The organism is Bradyrhizobium sp. AZCC 1719 (assembly GCF_036924525.1).
In the GTDB taxonomy this organism is placed as follows: Bacteria; Pseudomonadota; Alphaproteobacteria; order Rhizobiales; family Xanthobacteraceae; genus Bradyrhizobium.
In genome coordinates this window covers 7,120,539-7,138,701 of record NZ_JAZHRU010000001.1, presented here as the reverse complement: position 1 = coordinate 7,138,701, position 18,163 = coordinate 7,120,539, and the positions used below count along the sequence as shown (strand labels likewise).

The following is an 18,163-nucleotide window of genomic DNA, read 5'->3' as shown; positions in this document are numbered from 1 at the left end:
CCGCATGGCTGGATAGTCGTGAGGTGCGTGTTGAGTCAGGGTGCGCAGCCGTCGGGATCGTGCGCGGGATCGAAGTGGTTGCGCTCGCTCGCGCTCCCGTTGCTTGCCTTTGGCCTCAGCGCCTGCGCCGGAGCCGGAGCACAACTCGGCACCGTCGCGGGATCATCCGAGCCTCCCGCGAGCAGCGCCAATCTCGACACCGCGGCGCTGACGCGGCTGGCCCAGGCCGCCGAGAGCAGCGGAAACGCGCTAAACGCAGCAAATATCTATCGGCGGATCGCGGAACGTCAGCCGTCCACACCACAGCCCAAGATCGATCTCGGCCGCGCGCTCATGCGCAATGGCGACTTCGACGGGGCAGAGGCCGCGTTTCGCGAGGCGCTTGCGGTAGCGCCCGGCAATGTCGATGGTGAGGTCGGTCTTGCGCAGATCATGCTCGGGCGACAGCAGCATGCAGAAGCCCTCGCAGCGTTCGGCGCCATCCTCGAACGGCATCCGCAAAACGTCAAAGCGCTCAATGGCGCCGGAATAGCGTTGGACGCGGTCGGTCGGCATCAGGAGGCGCAGCGACACTATGACCGCGCTCTTGCAGTTTCGCCTGACGATCGCGCGGCGCGCAACAACCTCGCGCTCTCGAAGACGCTGGGAACCGCGAACGTTCGATAGCACGTCCGGCCCTGTAGCGTCAGCTTCGCATCAGCTTTGAACGCTAGCTTGCCTGCGACTGCCACGCTCGTCGGTGCATGCATGATGCCGTCGACGCCGGCCGTGGCGAATGTTGATCGACGCTCCGCATGTCAACGGAGGCAATATGTCGCCACGAGCCAGCGCCGTCGCAGCCGAGCGACGCGAGGGCGCCGACAAGGCGCCGCTTGCGGCGCGCATAGATGCGCTCGCGACCATTCGCATGAATCCGGCGATCACCGCCGATGCGCTACGGCAAGCGGACGATCCCTGGACCAATCGTGCGATTGTCGAGCCGCAGGCACAGGCGCCCGCCCAACGCTTTCTTTTCGCGCGTGGCGACACGCCGCAGCATCTGCGCGGAACCGATCTGGACAATACCGTCGGCTTTGCGATGGGCATGCCGCCGGCGCTGCCGCCCGGCACAAGCTTTGCGCAAGTTCAGGCGGCCGTCTCGCGCGGCGAACTCTCGCTCTATGGCAGCGGCGAACACGCTGCGGCGGTTCGCGTCGTCACCGACCAGATTCGCGCAGTGGCGGGCGGCGACGCCGCGCGGGTGACGGTTCTGCCGGTCACCTATTCGAGCGCGGACACCGGCCCGGTCCGGCTACCGCTCTTTCGCGTCACCGGCGCCGATGGGCGCGAGCGCTTCGTCGATAATATCGGGCGCGCGTACGACAACTTCGATGACTGGCGGGAAAACAATCAGCTTCCGCCGGGATCGATGGCCTATCCATCCGGCGGACATCTGATCGCTCGCCCTGACGGAACCGTCGCGCTCGAGCACGACGCCGACGGGAGCAGATGCCATGGCTGAATTGAATACCGTCGAGGAAATCTACGATTTTGTGGCGAACGCGCTCGTGGCCGCGGTCGACGAACCGTGGCAGGAAATCCGGCTTGAGACCGAGATCTGGAAGACGTCGACCGGATTTACCGGAGACTATACGCGCGACCCCGCGGAGCGAGGCGTTGCCGATCTGGATGTCGATCGTCTCGACTATGCGGTCGCCAAAGCCATCAAGAAGCTGCAGACGATCATGACCTCGAGCGCGCACGAGCCATGGAACAAGGCGACGTTTCGGGTGACGCCGGACGGTGAATTCTTCGCGAACTTCGTCTACGACGCCGACCTGTCGGCGCGCCTGGACGCGGCGGCCACACGCGCACGCCAGCAATGATCGCATAAGTCCGTTGCAGCGGCGGCGCCACTGAAGGACATTGGCGTTCGCGGATCGCAATCATCCTTTCAAGGTGATCCATCGGTTGTGACGCAAGTCTCGTCGGCGCGAGATTTCACGACGATTCTTTTGACGGCTGGCCGCGCCGCAAAATCCGCATCCCCGTCAGGTTCTCGAAAGCTTGCATGCCTATGGTGCGACCATGAGCCGGCGTGCGGTACGCTAGCGGTGCCCATGCTTTCAAGGTTCATCCATCAATTGACCCCAAGCCGGCCCGGAACGAGCGCCGTGGCAGGCCGGGCAGGAACCTAAGTTCGGTCGTTTCTGCGACTGACCAATCACGAGATGCGAAGGAGCAAGCAGCATGATTTCAGATGTCGCACAGCGTATGACGGGCAATGCCGATCGCCTCGGGCAACTTGCGGGCGGGGGCGTACAGCAGAACGAGCAGCAGGACGTGGCGTCGATCTTCGCAAATATTCTGAAAAGCGCTGGCCAGTCCGGCGATCAATGGAGCGACGGCGAACGCGTCAGGTTGATCACGGGAGCACTGAACTTCGTTTCGGCCGGCCAGGATCCGAATGCGCAGGGTTCGGCGCTTCAGTCCTTCTCCGGCCTCGTGCGCCAGCTTGCCAGTGACGATGTCCTGGGCGGCGGCGGGCGTCGGCCGGGTGGCGATTGCGGCTGCAATGGCAGCGGCGGGGCCGAACCGACTGAGCCGACCACGCCTCCGAGCTCCGGCGGCTCGTCCTGTGGCGGGTCGGGCGAACCGTTCAAGGTCAACGGCAACACGGTCGACACCGGCCGCTACTGCATCACCGCCAGCACTGAACACAAGGGCCAGTTGGAAGTCACCGACAAGCAGACCGGCAAGAAGTTCAAGGTCTGGGGAGACCCTCATATCGAGACCGGCGACGGTGACAAGACCGACTTCCATCGCAAGGCCGCGACCTTCGAACTGCCCGACGGCACCAAGATCACGATCGATCCGACCAATGGCGAAGGCAAGACCTACATCGAAAAGGTCGCCATTACGCGCGGCGATCAGGCTGCCGAAATGACCGGCTTCCAAGGCAATCTGAAGACCGAGCTGAAGTCCGGACAAGGGCAGGCGCTCGATCAGCAGTATGAAGACGGCACTGTCATGAAGGCGAAGAACGGCGAGATCGATGATCTCGTGCTGCCGAACGGCCAGGAAATCACCGGAAACAATATCAAGGATATTGACGGTTATGCAGGAACTGGGCCGACCCAGGGTACTGGCGGTACCGACGATCAGATCCTGCAGAATCTCAACGGTGTGATCGACGGGCTGAACCTGTCGCCGCAGGAGAAGGACGCGCTCAAGACGGTGGTGTCGCTGCTCGGTCGCGTGATGAACGGCGCCGGCAGCGTTGGCGGTGGCCAGCAGCCTCAGCCCGTTGCGGCTCCGCGGGCCGGTGAGGGCGGTGACGTTGCTCCGGCCCACCAGCAGGACGGAGCCCGCGGCGGTCCGTTCGATCAGATCCTGAGCACGCTCTCGTCGCTGGTCGATCGTCTCAACCTCCCGCAGAACGAAAAGGATGCCCTGACGACGGTCGTGTCACTGCTCGGACGCCTGCTCGGCGGAGCGGACGGTGGACAACAGGACCTTTCACAGGCGGCCTGATTTTCGCCTGACTAACGTGAGGTGTTTGGCCCTGACGGTCGGTTCCGTCAGGGCCAACGCCGTTTCTCTGAATGCCGGCCTGCAAGGGAGCGTGATGGTGCTGAAACGCTCGGTGCGTATGTGTCTTGATGTGTGCCTTGCGCTGGCGCTGATTACGCCCGCGACGCCGGAGCCGTTGCGCGATGCAAGCACCGGACTGGCGATCGATCCTCCCGAGGGTTACATCGCCCGCTCGATGGGTCCGACGCCGACCTTTGTGGTGCGGTTCGAGGTCAAGAAGCCATCCGACGGCGATACGGGTTGTCAGGTTGCGTTTACGCCGCTGCCGCAGAACGCCGAGCTGAAGCAAAGCGACATCAACGACATCGTCGAAGGGCAACGCTGGCTCGATCTGGCGCGGGCAACCGTTGCCATCAACTACGATGTGTCCGCGACCGAGCATTTCAACGTCAACGGAATTGGCGGCGTTGCAATGATCGGCGATTTCAAGTCGCGGCCGGGCCTGCCCGCGCGGGCGCAGGACGTTCGAACCCTCTTCATGCTGATCGAGACGCCGAAGGGGCGAACCACCACGGTCTGCGTCGGCGAGAAGCAGAATTTCAGCGCGCGCCGGGCGGAATTTGAACTGGTGGCGCGCTCGGTCTCGGCGCCGCGCTGACGCTGCCGGCAGCATCTTCCCACGTCAGCTTGTCATCAGCTTCGTCGGCCAGAAAATCTGCTGACCGATCGGCGTCGGCCGTATGTCCATCTCGTGCGGCGCGAACCACCGAATTGAAGACGTAAGGCGTCGCCCGGATCGAGGACGCGCGTGCGGCAGATGCTGCCATTTCTGATGCCTAATCTTGTTGAGGACCGGAGTTAAATCGATGTCTGGTGCAAGCCCTGCGCGGAGCGTCTCGGAGAAGCAGCGAACGACTCCCGAGCAAGCGGACGATCGAAGGATGTCCCGGGCAAATGCTAACCAGGTACAGCCGGGCGTCGCCCGGAACGACCGCGGCGCCGCTGCCGGGCAAACCGATCCGGAGTTCGATGCCGCCCTGCAGAAGACACAGCGCGAGCGCAGCCGCATCGATGGAAATCCGCAAGCTGTGCGCGGAAACGAGATCCCGCATGAAGTAAAGCCCGGCGACACCCTTTACGGGATTTCAAAGGAGTATCGCGCGCCGTTTTCCGATGTTCTGAAGGCCAACAAGCAGCTTCGCGATCCCAACGTCATCAAGCCCGGCGACGTCGCGTTCGTGCCAAATGCCGATCCGCGCGTGGTGCGCGCGCGCGAGCAAGTCGGCGGCGCCCACCGCGCGGAAGAAAACGTGGCGTCGCTGGAACGATTGGCGCGCGATCCCAACTCCACGCCGTCAGCGCGCAAACTTGCGAGCATCGAATTGGAGGATGCGCGCGGCGAGGTATCGAAGCGCTGGGGCGACATTCAGCGTTCCGTGGAGAACGAGCTGCGCGAAGCAGGGCGCAACACGGCGCTGCCGGACGTGGCGACGGGTCCCGCGCTGGATGAAATCCGTGGTCGGGTTCCCGACGATCCGAAGTATCAGGAGACGGTTGAGAATGCGCGGGCGGCGGTCGACAGGGAATGGCGTCAGGCCGGGACGACCCAGACCGAGCTGAACGGATTGGTAAGCGATGCGCAGGCGGCCGACCGCTCGCTCGCGTCGCTCGAGGCTATGGCGCATGATCCGAATGCGACGCCGAGCGAGCGACGGCTTGCCAACGCGGAGCTGCAGGAGGCGCGAAACGCCGCAGGCACGGCATGGGGCAACGTGCGAACGGAGGTCGAGGGGCAGCTACGCCGCATCGGGACCGGTAAGCCTTATCCTGAGGAAGCTGTCCTCCCGCAGATCGACGAGCTCAGGCGAAGCCGCCCCAATGACCCCAAGGTTGGGGATACGATTGAAACCGCCTATCGCACCGTGACCGACGAATGGCGTCGCCAAGGCTGGACCCGCGACACGCTCGGCACTGTCGTCGACAAGTATGGCGCGGTGGCGCAGGCGCAACGCGACGTCGATGCGGCGCGCAACGCCGGCCCTGAGCAGGCACGACTGGCCGGTCTTGAGCAGAATCTCGAAACGCAACGGACGGCTTTGCGCGAGGAAATCGAGCGGCAGCTCGACAGCGTGGCCGAGCAGGTGCCGCCTGAGCAGCGTGAGATGGCAATCGGTGCGCGCGCGGCCTTGATCCAGCAGCACGGTCCCGACGACGCCGCGTTCAACGAGATCGTCGACCAGGCGACGTACAACAAGACCGTGCAGCCCGGTGTCGACGCCGTGCGCAACGCCTACCGAACGGGCGACGCCAAGGCCGCGGCCGAGGCGCTGCGTCAGCAGACGGAAAACGTCTCACCGGAGACGGCGGAGCGTATCGTCGCGGCAAGTCTGGCGACGATCGACGGCATTGCCGCCGACATGAAGCGCAGCCTCACCGAAGGCGGACCGATCGAATATCAGGACGTCGCCGGCGTCTACAAGAATATTGCCACCGCAACGGACTACGCCGCGCGCGGCAATGATGGTGCGGAGGTGACGCGGCAGGTCGCCGACATCATGGTGCGGCACCTGCCGAGCGAAAAATTCCAGCCGCACGTACAGAACAGCCCGGCCTATCCGCTGCCTGCCTACCAGGAAGCCGTGATGCAATCCGTCAGCGACGGCACCGGCGCGACGCTGGCGCTGGAGATGGCGACGCAACTCAAGGACACTGGCCGGACCGGCGAGGCCGACAGCCTGCTTAGCGCAACCCAGGTCGGGGTCGAGATCCTGCACGGCAGGATCAAGGACGATGTGAAGGCCTTCGGCGATGCGACTGCCGAGGTGAGCCGCCTGCGCGCCGACTGGTCGGGCACGATGTCGCCAGAGCAGCTCGATCGCGCCACCATCGAATACGTCGCCAACCGGCCGGATCTGCTGCCGAACTTCGATCGCGCATACAACGCGGTCGATGGGTTGGGTTATAGCGCGGTGCGCACCAGCATGGCGCTGAACAATGCGTTGCCGCGGCTGCAGGGGCTGCCGACGACGGAGCGGCTGACTGGGACGCGCAATGAGTTCGTCGGCAGCAAGGAAGTGCAGTTCGCGATGGGACTGAGCGACAAGGGCAGCAAGGAGGTGTTGCGCATTGTGCTTGGACAGGAGGCGGGGACGTTGTCGCCGTCAGCCACGCCGAACTCATCGGTCAGCAGCACCAGAGGCTTTGTCAAAGAGCTTGGCAACGCGTTGATGACGTCGCAGCCGTCCTCATCAAGCGCGGTCGTCGATCTCGGCGCCGGCACAACCGCCGCCATTCCCTCCGCGGGAGCGACCGCGTCGAACACCGTCCGCGATATTTTCGGAACCGGCCAGGAGGTCAAGCTCGATCCGAAGAAGGCGTCCGCCTTCCTTGGCGGCATGAACGGTCTTGGTGCTGCCTTCAACGGCTATCAGGCGGCGCTGGCATGGGACAAGTTCGCAAAGGACCCCGGCCATCTGCTCAACATGACCAAGGCGGTCTACTACTCAATCGGCACGGGCAAGGAAACGGCCGAACTGCTTGCCGTCGGCGCGCAGCGCGGCTGGCTCGGTCTGGGTGCCATGCCGGGCGCCGAGCGTCTTTCGACATCCATTCTCGCAAAGGCAAACCGCACCGGGCTTGCGCTCGAGCCGGGCTGGGTCAAGTTCTCGACCTACTTCAAGATCGGAGGCGGATTAATCGACAGCGCCTTCGCAATCGATGCGGCCGCCCGTGGCGACTGGATTGCCTCCGGCCTCTATACGACGAGCGCCGGCGGTGGCTTCCTGATGGCGGCCGGCTCTGTCGCCTCGAGCGGCGGCTGGCTGGCGACGTGGGGCGGGCCGGTGGGCGCGGGCCTGGTGCTCGCCTCCGCAATCGGTCTCTATTTCTATAGCGACGCAAAGGACAAGGCTCGATTCGAGGGGCCGAGCCGCGAATTCCTCGAGGCGGCCGGCTATCGGCCGGAGATCGCTGCGGCGCTGTCCGACTACAGCAACAATGATGGCGGCAGTGCCGGGCCTGCACTTGCGACGACCGCCAGCCAGTTCGGCGTGACGCCCGAGCAGTTGATGGAGCGGCTCAATCGCATGGATCCCGACAAGGTACGCGATCTCGTCGATCAGGCACACACGGTCGATCAGGACGATTCGGGGCGCTTCCCGCTTACGGCATCCAACGATCGCAACGTGTGGGCACCTCCCGGCAAACATCCGGAGTTCGGCGGAAGCTACCTGTATGATCCGCAGGATCATCGTTTCCGGGGCGAGTATCGTGCCGTGCCGGGAAGCTGGTACCCGGCACGAATCGAAGATCCCAATCCACGAAGCATGACGGCTCTCCGCGACTATGCACGGGTGCTGTTCGGCGAGGCTATTCTCGGCTGAGCACGTTTCGATCGTTCATGTGGGCCACCCACGCCTCGCTGCTTGCGAGGCTGCGCGACACCACCGCACCCTCAACCGTAGTCATGGCCTCGTCAGGTCGATGTCAGGTCAGCGCGCTATCCAATGTGTGTAGGAAGCGGTGGCCGCAGCCACCAGAGTGCTTCAGCGGCGAACATTGTTAGCAACTGGCGGATTGGACAATGGCGAAGGTCATCGACAGGCCACTCGCCGCCCGCTCACAGCGGCCGGCGAAGAAAGAGGAAAGCAGCAGCGACGCTCAGGCGTGGTCAGAGAGCTTGCAACGCGCGAGCCGGCCTGACGCCGCCCCTCGGGATGCCTCCCGCGCCGACCGTGCGTCGGCAGTCCAAGATGGACGGGCAGGGGCCAATGCCGCCGCCAACGACAACGTCATCGACCATCGCGTCAAGGAAGGCGAGTCGCTCTGGAGCATTTCGCGCCAGTACGATCGTCCCTACCCGGACGTGGTCAAGGCCAATCCACAGTTTCGCGATCCGGACCGGATTCATCCAGGCGACACCGTGCATGTGCCGCTGGGCTCGCCGCCGCGGCCGAGCGCTCCGCCTCCCACAGGCACGCCGAGCGTGCCGCCTCCCACCGGAACGCCAAGTGCACCGCCCCCGACCGCCGCACCGAGTGCTCCGCCTCCAACAGGAGCGCCGGCCGCACAGCCCGCGTCCGGTCCGACCGTGCCGTGCGGCATCGACGCGAGCGCCGGCGCAGCCTGTGCAGCAAACGCAATCACGCCCTGCGGCTTCGACGTGGGTATCGGCACCGCCTGCGGAGCGAACGCATCGCCCTGCGTGGGCAAGCTCAGCGAAGGCACGGTGTGCGGAGCAAAGGGAACCGGCTGTGCCGCCGTTGCAGGGATAGGCACGGTTTGCGCCGCTGACATCGGTGCGTGTGGCGCCGCCGCGGGCGGCGGTGCCGGGTGTGTCGCCAAGGCAAGCGCCTGTGCGGCGAACGCCAGGGCCGGTGCGGTCTGCGCCGTCAACTATGCGACCTGCGGCGCCAAGTTTACGGAAGGAAAGGCCTGCGGCGTCGACGGAAGCTATTGTGGCTCGAAATATAGCGGGCCGAAGCTCTGCGGGGTCGACGGCAACCTCGCCTGCGGCGCCAAGGGTAGCGCCGGCGCGTGCGGGACGGATGGGAACGTCTGCGGGACCGATGGCACTATCCAGGCCTGCGCCGCAGACGGAGATGTCTGTAGAACCAACGTCGGGGCGGACGCTTGCGGCGTCGACGGCAACGCTTGCGCTGCGGACGGCACTGTCGAAGCCTGTGCGGCTGATGGCAACGCCTGCGGTGTCGATGGAGGCGCGGAGGCCTGCGTGGCGGACGGCAACGTGTGCGGCGCGGATGCCACCGTCGAAGCTTGCGGGGCTGACGGCAATGTGTGCGGCGCCGATGCAGGCGCTGAAGCCTGTGCGGCGGACAGCAACGCTTGCGGCGCCGACGCGGCCGTCGAAGCTTGCGCCGCTGACGCCGCTGCCTGCGCGGCCGATGCGGTCGCGGAGGCCTGCGCGGCCGATGCCGATGCGTGCGCCGCCAACGCGTCGGCGGATGCCTGCGCCGCCGATGCCGACGCTTGCGCGGCCAACGCTTCGCTCGATGCCTGCGCGGCCGATGCGGATGCCTGCGCCGCCAAAGCGGGCGCCGACGCCTGCGGCGTCGATACCGGCGTGTGTGCCGCCAATCTCGGCGGCGTCTGCGGCGTCGATGCGCCGGTGCTGGATCCAATTTCGTTCTGCGCGGTGAACGTCATCCCGGTGCTGCCATCATGCTGATGGTCGACATGCGCAACCACACCGCGCGCATCACCATGCGCGAGATCGCGGCGGCGGGCCGCCGCTACGTGTCGAATCCGATCGCGCTTGCGAGCTTCATGTCAGGCGTGCGGCTCACGCCGGAGGTGCTGCTGGAGGGCGCGTGGCGTAGCCCGGCCGGAGCGGCGGGAAACTTCGCGTTCTTCCGCCATCTGATGCTCGGATTGCTGCCACAGCTCTACGATGTTCGCCATCTGGAAGCGCTGGGCGGCCGGTTCGCTCTGCGTATCACCGGAATCGGCCGCCATGGAGATTTCACTATCATGGCGGTCAACCGGCGGGTGGTCACGCTGACCGGGCTGCCGCTCGACGAGGCCTCCGGCACCGCCATCGCCGATGCCTCGATCCGGGCGGATGCTTTCCTCGCCTTGTGGAACGACATGCTTGCCAACCTGGCGGAAACAACACTGGCGCAGATCGCGGCGGCACGATCCGCCCCGTCGCAGATGCGCTAACCAGCACGGGACCGAGCCATGCCAGATTTCGAATGCCAGGTTTCCCAGGACGGCGAGCCGCAGGCCGCCGAGATCGCATTGCCGGCGCAGAATTCTGCGCGAGCCGATGCGCTGGAGGCGGCGGCCCGGCAGACGCTGGCGACCGTTCATGGCCGCCAGCGGGAGCCGGGCGCGAGCCGCTACAAAGTCTCGCGCTACGACATTCCGGTCAGGCTTGCCGATGGCGCCGCGCTGCTTTTCAATTCGCGGACACGGTCGCTCATCCTGCTGTCCGATGGCGAGGCCGGGATCTATCGCGGGTTGGCCGAACGACCGGCGTTCTCAGGCAGAGAGGTGAGCGACCACCTGTTGCTCGAAGCGCTCGTCGGCGGTGGTCACGTGGTGGGTGCGATGGTCGACGAGTTTGCCGTCGTGCGCGACAGTTACGAAGCGACACGGAGCGCCAAAGGCAGCCTCACGCTTACAATCGCGCCGACCATGGCCTGCAACTTCGCCTGCGGATACTGTTTCCAGGGCCTGAACAAGCCGACGACGAAGATGAAGCCCGACGTGCAGAATGCCATCGTCGATTTCGTCAAGGCAAAGAAGGATCTCAGATCGCTGAGTGTCGTCTGGTACGGCGGCGAGCCCCTGATGGGCAAGGATTCGATCTTTCGCCTGTCGGACCTGCTGATCTCCTATTGCGACAAGCACAAAATCGCCTACAGCGCCGGAATCGTCTCCAACGCCTGGTTCCTGAACGGCGAAATGGCCGCCCAGCTCTACACGCGTCGCGTTCGCTGGGTGCAGGTGACCATCGATGGCGATCGTGGAACCCACGACAAGATGCGGCCCCTGACGTCAGGGCACGGCACCTTCGACCGCATCCTCGACAATATCGCCGAAGCGCTGGACCAGACTGCAATCTCGATCAATGCGCGCGTCAATGTCGGCCAAACCAACGTCGACAACGTCAATGCCATGCTCGATTGTTTCGTCGAGCGCAATTTCGCCAAGCGCGGCAACTTCAGCGTCTACTTCGCGCCGATCGAGGCTTCAACGCCGGAGAGCGGCAGCGCCTTCGAAGAGCGGCTCTCGCGCGCGGAATTCAATCGCAAGGTGCTCGCTCTGGAGGAACGCGCGCGCCGTCTTGGCTTCGCATCCATCCAGACGCCGTCGAGCGGATTCGCCGGAATGTGCGTGGCGGCCTCGCACGGCGGCTATGTCGTGTCGGGCGAGGGAGACGTGCACAAGTGCTGGGAGACGGCGCACGATCCCAGCAAGCGGACGGGCAGCATCTTCGAGCCGGACAAGCTCCACGATAGCGTCAATGCCAGCCTGTGGTCCCATTGGACGCCGTTCGACAACCCGGTTTGCGCCTCGTGCAAGATATTGCCGATGTGCGGTGGCTTCTGTGCACATCGCTTCATCTACAGCAATCCGGCAGAGGCCGCGCTGCCCTGTCCGAGCTGGAAATGGAATACGGCCGAATACATCTTTAGCCGTGCCAAGGATCTCGGTGTGGTCTCGGCCGAGCAATGGGTCCCTGAGGAAGCGACCGTCGAGGCCAGGCAATCCGGCGAGCGTCATTCGCTGGACACGCTGCAGGCTGCCCAGGCGCGCGTGCTGGAAAAGGTGAGTGTGTTGCACGGACGGCAGATCGACAGCGCGATGCTCTTTGCCGGTGAACCGGCGCTGGAGGCTGCGCGTTCGCACCGGCCGACCGGAGCGGATGGGGTGCTGGAGAGCTCAGAGCCGTGAACGCGATTACGCCGGCTGGCGCCTTCGATCTGACCGCCGACAGGTTCGACACCTTTGTCGCCAACGCCTTCGCCGCCAGTAGCGCAAGCCGCCATGTGCGCGACCGCCTGATCGCGCAGGTCGACGGGAGTCGCCTCGACCACATGCTCTTGCGCGCACGCAGCGGCGTCATGAGCTTGCCTGACGCAGTCAACCGGAAGGCCGCGCTGAACATCATCGATTTCGCCTTTGAGCCGCTGGTCATGCAGAACATGTCGACGGATCAGGTGATGAGATATCTCGGCGCAGTGGAGCATACGCTCCACGTTCGCGAGGCGCGCGGGCTCGACGGTTTCGGTCCACTCTGGGTCGATACGATCCACCATGTCTGCGTCTTCTCCGTGCTGTTTCGGCTTGCGGCGTTTCTTGGCAAGAACCGGAGGTTCAGTCAGGTGGTCCTGTTGCATCAGGGTCAGCGGCCCGAGCCGCGGCTGCGCATCATCGCCGACCTGTTGCGCCGGGCGCACGGCATCGCTCTGGTGTTGCTCCCGCTCCAAGGGCACTGGTTTCCACGCCTCGCGCGCCTCACGACGCCAGACACAGTCATCTACTATCTGACCGATATGCCGCCGGAGGCGTTCGCCCAAGCGGCAAGGAAAGAGCGCGGCCGATCGCGCCTCCTGCTCATCCATGGGCCGCGAGCGGCGCTTCAGGTCGAAACGATCTCCGGCTCGCAGAGCTTTGCCCGTCGGCTCGGAGCGACGCGCATTGTGCTCGACTACCCGTCGACGGATAGCGTGCGCATCCGACCAGCCGGTGTGGACGGGACCATCACGCCGCTCTGTCCGCTTGAGGACTGGGTCTTCTGGCCTCTGCTTGGCGTAGCACAACAGCAGGCCGTCGCGCCCGATGATTTCGCACACAGATGAGGGAGAAATCGTCAATCATGCAGCAACAGACGCAAACCCTCGTCGATGAGTGGGCTCACACATTCAACTCAGGCAAGGTCGCCGATCTGGCCCGCTTCTACACTCCGGACGCGCGGATCGTGCCGCCCGGACGATCGACCGTCGTCGGCGCGGAGGCGATCTGCGCGTTCTTTGCCGATATCCGCGCGCAAGGCTTTCGCGACTATGTTGTCGATCTTGGTGACGTGTTCGCGAAGGATGCCTCTCTGGTCGCGTCGGGCCGCTGGACACTTCGGGGACTCGGCGGTGGCGGTCCTTACAAGGGCAACTGGCTGAACATATTCGCGCGCGAACGAACGGGCTGGCTCATCGCCGTTCATATGTGGAACTGATTCAGCTCCGATTTAAGAAATGGGGCAACCTGCACATCAGGACAGCGGGAGATGCCAGGATGACTTTGGTGCGGTGCGCGGATTGTGGCCGGGAGATCAGCGAACAGGCGACGGCCTGTCCCGAATGCGGCAGGCCTTTGCGGGAACGAAGTTCCGCAACAGCGGCGAGCGGCGCGTGGGCAGGACGGCCGCCGTACTTCTATGAATACAAGTCACAGACAATTCTGTTCGGTCTGCCGCTCATCCACGTCATGCTTGGCCCGACGTGGCTTGTCGGCTTAAGGCCCGCCCGCGGCATCATTGCTGTGGGTAATATCGCCGTCGGCTTCGCCGCCTTTGGTGGGGTTGCGATGGGCGTGGTGGCGTTCGGCGGCGTCAGCCTCGGCATCCTGTGCATTGGTGGAATGGCGCTGGCGCTAGGCCTCGGGGCCGGCGGAATCGCCACGGGATATTGGGCCGTCGGCGGGATTGCGATCGGCGTCTATGCGCTCGGGGGCCTAGGGATTAGTGTTCACACCCTGCAGAACGATCCCAGTTTGCTCCGCATCCTCAACCCCCCGCCCAGTAGTTCTCGATGACGCGTGATAAGGCGCAATACCTTTGCGATGCAGCCCGGCCGTTCTGCACGATGAGCCAGCCTGCTCCCCGATTGAAGGGTGAAGGGAGTTGAGTCATTGAGGCTCGATACCCGCTTGCTTGATGATGCGCGACCACTTGGCGGTTTCGGCTCGAAGGAACGCATCGAGCGCCGCGGGCGTAGCCTGCTCCTGTTCGACCGGCGTCATGCTCAACTCGGCGAAGCGGTTGACCAGCGGCGGATCCTTGAGCGCCTTTTGCAAGGCGGCGACCAGCGCGTCCACAATCGGCTTGGGCGTGTTGCGCGGCGCATACATTCCGTACCAGGTGGTAACGTCGAACGCCGGTACGCCAGCCTCTGCCGAGGTCGGCACGTTCGGCAGGGTCGCCGCCCGTTTCTTGCTGGTAATCGCGTAGCCAGGAATGGTGCCGGCCTGGATATGGGGCGTCGGCCCGGTTGCAGGATCGCAATAGACGTCGATGTGACCGGCGATGATGTCGTTGAGCGCCGGTCCACCGCCTTTGTAGTAGATCGGAGTGAGCTTTGCGTCGATCGCGTTCATGAACATCAGCCCGCAAAGATGCGAGGCGGAGCCGAGGCCCACATTGCCGTAGGTGACCTTGTCGCCTTGGGCACGCACATAGGCGACAAGTTCCTTCAGGTCCTTTGCTGGAAAATTCGCTCGCGCCACCAGAAGCATCGGAACATCAGTGACGAGACCGATCGGCGCGAAATCGCCAATCGGGTCGAACGGCAGCTTGGCATAGAGCGCCGGTGCGGTCGCCTGGCCGACATGCATCAGCAGCAGCGTGTATCCGTCCGGCGCTGCCTTGGCGACGCGATTGGTTCCGATCGTGCCGCCGGCGCCCACGACGTTCTCGATGACGATCGACTGCTTCAGCGTTGCGCTCATCGATGTTCCAAGCAGCCGCGCGATCACGTCGCCAGGTCCGCCGGCCGAGAACGGAACGACGAGGGTGATCGGCCGGTTCGGGTATTCCTGTGCGAAAGCCGGTGGCGCCCGCAACGACAACAGCAACAGCAACAGAAAAATCGTCTTGAAGAACTTCATTGCAATTTCCTATCTGCCGTCGGTCTGTCAAGAAGCCTTGGCCGGTTCCGGCTATTCCTCCGCCACTGCTTTTTCCTTTGGAGCGGATGATTGCTCGATCATGCTGAGCGCGGCCACCGCGGCCGCCTTGACGTGGTCGACGCAACACTGCTCGGCGAGATCGGGATCGCCACTCTGGATCGCGCGCCAGATCGCGGTGACTTCGCGCAAGCTCTTGTTGATACGTTTCGGATGCGACATCGAGGTAATCCGCAGCAGCGTAATGCGGTCGTGCAGCGGTCTGAGCATTCGCTCGATGAAGGCGTTCTGGCAGCCGCCAATCATTGCCGCATAGAAATCCGTCTTGGCTTCCAGGGCGGCGGTCAAGTCGCCCTCGGCGAATGCCGCCTTCAGCCGCGCCAGCGCTTCCCCAATTCTGCGTACCACGTCCGGATCGCGGAGACGGGCGCATTCACGGCCGGCAAATCCTTCGAGCACGGCGCGCGCCGCGTACAACTGCTTTGCTTCCTCGAGACTGATGGTGCTGACCACCGGACCGCGGTGAGGGACCGTCTTGACGAGACCATCCGCCTCCAACACCCGGAGCGCCTCGCGGATGGACGGCCGGCTCACGCCCATCATCTCGCAAAGCTCCCGTTCGACCAGGCGCTGGCCCGGCTTCAGCCTTCCCGACATGATCGCTCCGCGCAGCTTTTGCGCGACCATCGAGCGAACGGTCGGAACGTCCTCGATTCGAAGCGTGAATTGCAATTCACCGCGTTTGTTCATCGTCTACCGCCCTGGTACCGGCATTGGTTCAATAGCGATTTACGGGCAGAATCATCATCTCCGCAATCGGACATTCGTGCTCATGCGGCGGCCCAGCCTCCATCGATCGGCAGGGTCGCGCCGGTGATGTCCTGTCCAGCCGGGCTGGAAAGGAAAACAACCATCGCTCCGACGCTTTCCATCCCAATGAACCGTCCGCTCGGCTGCCGAGCCGCCAGATAGTCGCGCGTCGTCTCGTCAACGGCCCGGCTTTCATCGGCTGCAATCGATGCAATCTTTCGCTGGATCGCCGGCGTCGGTAGGGTGCCCGGGCTGATCGCGTTGCAGGTGATTCCGCTCGTTGCCGTTTCGATCGCGACGGCCCGGGTCATGCCGAGGATGGCGGTCTTGGTTGTCACGTAGTCGATGCGGTCGGCCACGGCGCGGGTGGAGTAGATCGAGGCCATGTTGATGATGCGGCCCCAATTGCGTGCCTTCATCGCAGGTAATGCCAGGCGGATCAGGTGAAACGGCGCCGACAGATTGACGGCCAGCGCTTCGTCCCATCGCTCCGGTGCGAAATTCTCGACCGGCGCGAAATGCCGGACCACGGCGTTGTTCACCAGGATGTCGATTGCGCCCAGCCCGAGCAGATCGGCCATCATGGCTTCGATGGATGCGCGCTGCGACAGGTCCGCGGCAACGCTCGTCACCTCGACATCAAAGCGGGAGCGAAGCTGGTCTGCCGTCGCTTTGGGGTCGACGAGATCATGAAGGACGATGTTGGCGCCCGCACCGGCAAGGCTTTCCGCTACGGCAAGTCCCAGTCCTGCCGTCGCGCCGGTCACGAGTGCCCGCTTTCCCTTCAGCATCGCGGTTGCGGCTCCGGTTACTTCTTCTGATCCAGCTCGGCGAAGACTTCCCGCGCATTGCGAAAGGCGTCGACGCCGGCCGGCACGCCGCAATAGATTGCGACCTGCATGAACACTTCGCGTATTTCCTCGCGGGTGGCGCCGTTGGTCAGCGCGCCCCGAACGTGAGTCTTGAGCTCGTGCGGGCGATTGAGCGCGCACAGCATCGCGAGGTTGAGGAAACTGCGAGTTTTGTGCGAAAGGCCGTCACGGCCCCACACATAGCCCCAGCAGTATTCCGTCGTGAGGTCCTGCATCGGACGATTGAAGTCATCGGCCGTCGCAATGGCTTTGTCGACGAATTCATCACCGAGAACGCTTTTGCGAATTTTGAGTCCGCGGTCGTAGGTTGCCTTGTCCATGACGGTTTCCAGATCCTTGAGGGTTAGTTCTTGGGCCAGAACGGCTGGGCCAAGGCCAGTTGCGGCGGGAAGACGGTGACGGGTACGCCGGACTGCCACTGCACGATGGTCATGCCGGCGCCGACGCGACGGCCTTTTTCGTCGAACTTGATCTCGCCGAGCGGATAATATTTCGAGGGGCCGCCGTCCATGGAGCGTAACGCGTCGGCGACCGCGACCCGGTCGGCCTTGCCGGCCTTCTCCAGCGCGTCCTTGATGATCCACATGTCGCCATAGGTGGAGATCGCGTTCTGCGTCATCCACGGTTCCTTGTAGCGGGATTTGAGCTCGGCGATCAACGCCTCGTGCCCCTTGGCGCCCCAGCTAGCGACGCAGGTGAGCACGCCCTGCAGCAATTCCGGGCTGACGGTCTGCAGCATGTCGGGCTCGGCGATGGCGATGCCGAACGAAATGGTCGGGATCTTGCCTTGTCCCAGGCCAAACTCGTTCATCTTCTCGAGCAGCAGTTTAGCGTCGGAAATCACGGTCGGCAGGAAGAAGAGCAGGTCGGGCCTTGCCGCTCGGACCTTTTGCACCAGCGAGGTGGCGTCGGCGAGCGGCGGGGTGAAGGTTTCGTCGACGATCAGTTGCAGCCCGTTTTCGGCAAGCAGGCCTTCCCGCATCGACTTCGCCGAGGCGACCGATGCACCGGTATTGTCGGTGACGATCGCAACCGTCTTGGGCTTCTTGCCGGAAGCGGTTTCGGCAAGCTTCACGATTTGCGGCAGGGCCTGCTTGGCCTGGGAGCCGGCGGTCGCAGACGTTTGGAAGACGTATTTGAAGCCGCGATCGGTGATCAGATCGGAGTAGGAGAGGGTGAGGACCGGTAGATTGGCGCGCTCCGTCACTTCGGTGACCGCGAGCGTAAACGAGCTCAGATAGGCGCCGCTGGCCGCCACCAGATCTGGCTCCTGCGCCACCATGCGCTGCGCCGCGTTCTTCGCCTTTTCCGTCGTGTCGCCGGAATCGAGGACGACCAGCTTGAGCTTGGCGCCGCCCAGCGACTTCACGCCGCCCAGCGCGTTGATGTGGTCCACGGCCATCTCGGCCCCATGGCGCATCACCAGCCCCGGCCGTGCATAGAGACCGGAGACCGGCACCAGCAATCCAACTTTCACTTCAGATGGTGCTTGCGCCCACGCACGGGGTGCCATTAGTCCGATCGAGGCGCCGGCAAGCAGCGTTCGTCGCGTAATCTTGCTCATGACAATGACTCCTTGAAAATCTCCGAGAGGCTTGTTC

17 protein-coding genes are annotated in these 18,163 nt (G+C 64.2%); 12 read left to right on the top strand and 5 right to left on the bottom strand.

Features of this window, described 5'->3' with window-relative positions; genetic code table 11:
- The first annotated feature begins 30 nt into the window (after window positions 1-30).
- The 12 genes from V1292_RS33625 to V1292_RS33570 all read left to right on the top strand — a co-directional run bounded on the left by V1292_RS33625 (window position 31) and on the right by V1292_RS33570 (window position 13,791).
- The gene (locus V1292_RS33625) at window positions 31-666 is read left to right on the top strand and encodes a tetratricopeptide repeat protein (RefSeq protein ID WP_334376864.1); all 636 of its coding nucleotides are present in this window, start codon (window positions 31-33) and stop codon (window positions 664-666) included.
- 145 nt (window positions 667-811) lie between these two features.
- Window positions 812-1,501, top strand: a complete 690-nt coding sequence (locus tag V1292_RS33620; protein WP_334376863.1) for a DUF4781 domain-containing protein — start codon at window positions 812-814, stop codon at window positions 1,499-1,501.
- Window positions 1,494-1,865, top strand: coding sequence for an immunity protein YezG family protein (locus V1292_RS33615; protein WP_334376862.1), 372 nt, complete (start codon window positions 1,494-1,496; stop codon window positions 1,863-1,865). The genes V1292_RS33620 and V1292_RS33615 overlap by 8 nt, the downstream gene beginning before the upstream one ends.
- Before the next feature lie 364 nt (window positions 1,866-2,229).
- Window positions 2,230-3,513: a DUF1521 domain-containing protein gene (locus tag V1292_RS33610; RefSeq protein WP_334376861.1), complete on the top strand. Its 1,284-nt coding sequence runs from the start codon at window positions 2,230-2,232 to the stop codon at window positions 3,511-3,513.
- Between the two features lie 94 nt (window positions 3,514-3,607).
- A complete protein-coding gene (locus V1292_RS33605) occupies window positions 3,608-4,171 on the top strand; it encodes a hypothetical protein (protein WP_334376860.1) in 564 nt (187 codons plus the stop codon).
- Between the two features lie 283 nt (window positions 4,172-4,454).
- A complete protein-coding gene (locus V1292_RS33600) occupies window positions 4,455-7,895 on the top strand; it encodes a LysM peptidoglycan-binding domain-containing protein (RefSeq protein WP_334376859.1) in 3,441 nt (1,146 codons plus the stop codon).
- Between the two features lie 200 nt (window positions 7,896-8,095).
- Window positions 8,096-9,700: a LysM peptidoglycan-binding domain-containing protein gene (locus V1292_RS33595; RefSeq protein ID WP_334376858.1), complete on the top strand. Its 1,605-nt coding sequence runs from the start codon at window positions 8,096-8,098 to the stop codon at window positions 9,698-9,700.
- A complete protein-coding gene (locus V1292_RS33590; RefSeq protein WP_334376857.1) occupies window positions 9,694-10,194 on the top strand; it encodes a hypothetical protein in 501 nt (166 codons plus the stop codon). The genes V1292_RS33595 and V1292_RS33590 overlap by 7 nt, the downstream gene beginning before the upstream one ends.
- 18 nt (window positions 10,195-10,212) lie before the next feature.
- Window positions 10,213-11,934: a radical SAM/SPASM domain-containing protein gene (locus tag V1292_RS33585; protein ID WP_334376856.1), complete on the top strand. Its 1,722-nt coding sequence runs from the start codon at window positions 10,213-10,215 to the stop codon at window positions 11,932-11,934.
- Window positions 11,931-12,842, top strand: coding sequence for a hypothetical protein (locus V1292_RS33580; protein ID WP_334376854.1), 912 nt, complete (start codon window positions 11,931-11,933; stop codon window positions 12,840-12,842). The genes V1292_RS33585 and V1292_RS33580 overlap by 4 nt, the downstream gene beginning before the upstream one ends.
- 17 nt (window positions 12,843-12,859) lie before the next feature.
- Window positions 12,860-13,213 carry a YybH family protein gene (locus V1292_RS33575; protein ID WP_334376853.1) on the top strand — a complete coding sequence of 118 codons (354 nt, stop codon included), beginning with the start codon at window positions 12,860-12,862 and terminating at the stop codon, window positions 13,211-13,213.
- Window positions 13,214-13,272: 59 nt separating this feature from the next.
- A complete protein-coding gene (locus V1292_RS33570; protein ID WP_334376852.1) occupies window positions 13,273-13,791 on the top strand; it encodes a zinc ribbon domain-containing protein in 519 nt (172 codons plus the stop codon).
- A gap of 93 nt (window positions 13,792-13,884) precedes the next feature.
- On the opposite strand, the gene V1292_RS33565 is transcribed toward V1292_RS33570, so the two are convergent.
- The 5 genes from V1292_RS33565 to V1292_RS33545 all read right to left on the bottom strand — a co-directional run bounded on the left by V1292_RS33565 (window position 13,885) and on the right by V1292_RS33545 (window position 18,126).
- On the bottom strand, window positions 13,885-14,862 hold the full coding sequence (locus V1292_RS33565) for a tripartite tricarboxylate transporter substrate-binding protein (RefSeq protein ID WP_334376851.1): 978 nt from the start codon (window positions 14,860-14,862) through the stop codon (window positions 13,885-13,887).
- Between the two features lie 51 nt (window positions 14,863-14,913).
- On the bottom strand, window positions 14,914-15,630 hold the full coding sequence (locus tag V1292_RS33560; RefSeq protein WP_334376850.1) for a GntR family transcriptional regulator: 717 nt from the start codon (window positions 15,628-15,630) through the stop codon (window positions 14,914-14,916).
- 80 nt (window positions 15,631-15,710) lie between these two features.
- Window positions 15,711-16,481 carry an SDR family oxidoreductase gene (locus tag V1292_RS33555; RefSeq protein ID WP_334376849.1) on the bottom strand — a complete coding sequence of 257 codons (771 nt, stop codon included), beginning with the start codon at window positions 16,479-16,481 and terminating at the stop codon, window positions 15,711-15,713.
- A gap of 17 nt (window positions 16,482-16,498) precedes the next feature.
- Window positions 16,499-16,882 carry a 4-carboxymuconolactone decarboxylase gene (gene pcaC, locus V1292_RS33550; protein WP_334376848.1) on the bottom strand — a complete coding sequence of 128 codons (384 nt, stop codon included), beginning with the start codon at window positions 16,880-16,882 and terminating at the stop codon, window positions 16,499-16,501.
- Between the two features lie 23 nt (window positions 16,883-16,905).
- Entirely contained in the window at window positions 16,906-18,126 is a 1,221-nt protein-coding gene (locus V1292_RS33545; protein ID WP_334376847.1) for an ABC transporter substrate-binding protein, read from the bottom strand.
- Window positions 18,127-18,163: the final 37 nt, after the last annotated feature.

Bases quoted from the DNA above. Each gene is read 5' to 3' on its own strand.
- V1292_RS33620 (WP_334376863.1), top strand. From the start codon at position 812: ATGTCGCCACGAGCCAGCGCCGTCGCAGCCGAGCGACGCGAGGGCGCC.
- V1292_RS33595 (WP_334376858.1), top strand. From the start codon at position 8,096: ATGGCGAAGGTCATCGACAGGCCACTCGCCGCCCGCTCACAGCGGCCG.
- V1292_RS33605 (WP_334376860.1), top strand. From the start codon at position 3,608: ATGGTGCTGAAACGCTCGGTGCGTATGTGTCTTGATGTGTGCCTTGCG.
- V1292_RS33585 (WP_334376856.1), top strand. From the start codon at position 10,213: ATGCCAGATTTCGAATGCCAGGTTTCCCAGGACGGCGAGCCGCAGGCC.
- V1292_RS33590 (WP_334376857.1), top strand. From the start codon at position 9,694: ATGCTGATGGTCGACATGCGCAACCACACCGCGCGCATCACCATGCGC.
- V1292_RS33615 (WP_334376862.1), top strand. From the start codon at position 1,494: ATGGCTGAATTGAATACCGTCGAGGAAATCTACGATTTTGTGGCGAAC.
- V1292_RS33575 (WP_334376853.1), top strand. From the start codon at position 12,860: ATGCAGCAACAGACGCAAACCCTCGTCGATGAGTGGGCTCACACATTC.
- V1292_RS33560 (WP_334376850.1), bottom strand. From the start codon at position 15,630: ATGAACAAACGCGGTGAATTGCAATTCACGCTTCGAATCGAGGACGTT.
- pcaC (WP_334376848.1), bottom strand. From the start codon at position 16,882: ATGGACAAGGCAACCTACGACCGCGGACTCAAAATTCGCAAAAGCGTT.
- V1292_RS33565 (WP_334376851.1), bottom strand. From the start codon at position 14,862: ATGAAGTTCTTCAAGACGATTTTTCTGTTGCTGTTGCTGTTGTCGTTG.
- V1292_RS33600 (WP_334376859.1), top strand. From the start codon at position 4,455: ATGTCCCGGGCAAATGCTAACCAGGTACAGCCGGGCGTCGCCCGGAAC.
- V1292_RS33570 (WP_334376852.1), top strand. From the start codon at position 13,273: ATGACTTTGGTGCGGTGCGCGGATTGTGGCCGGGAGATCAGCGAACAG.
- V1292_RS33545 (WP_334376847.1), bottom strand. From the start codon at position 18,126: ATGAGCAAGATTACGCGACGAACGCTGCTTGCCGGCGCCTCGATCGGA.
- V1292_RS33610 (WP_334376861.1), top strand. From the start codon at position 2,230: ATGATTTCAGATGTCGCACAGCGTATGACGGGCAATGCCGATCGCCTC.
- V1292_RS33555 (WP_334376849.1), bottom strand. From the start codon at position 16,481: ATGCTGAAGGGAAAGCGGGCACTCGTGACCGGCGCGACGGCAGGACTG.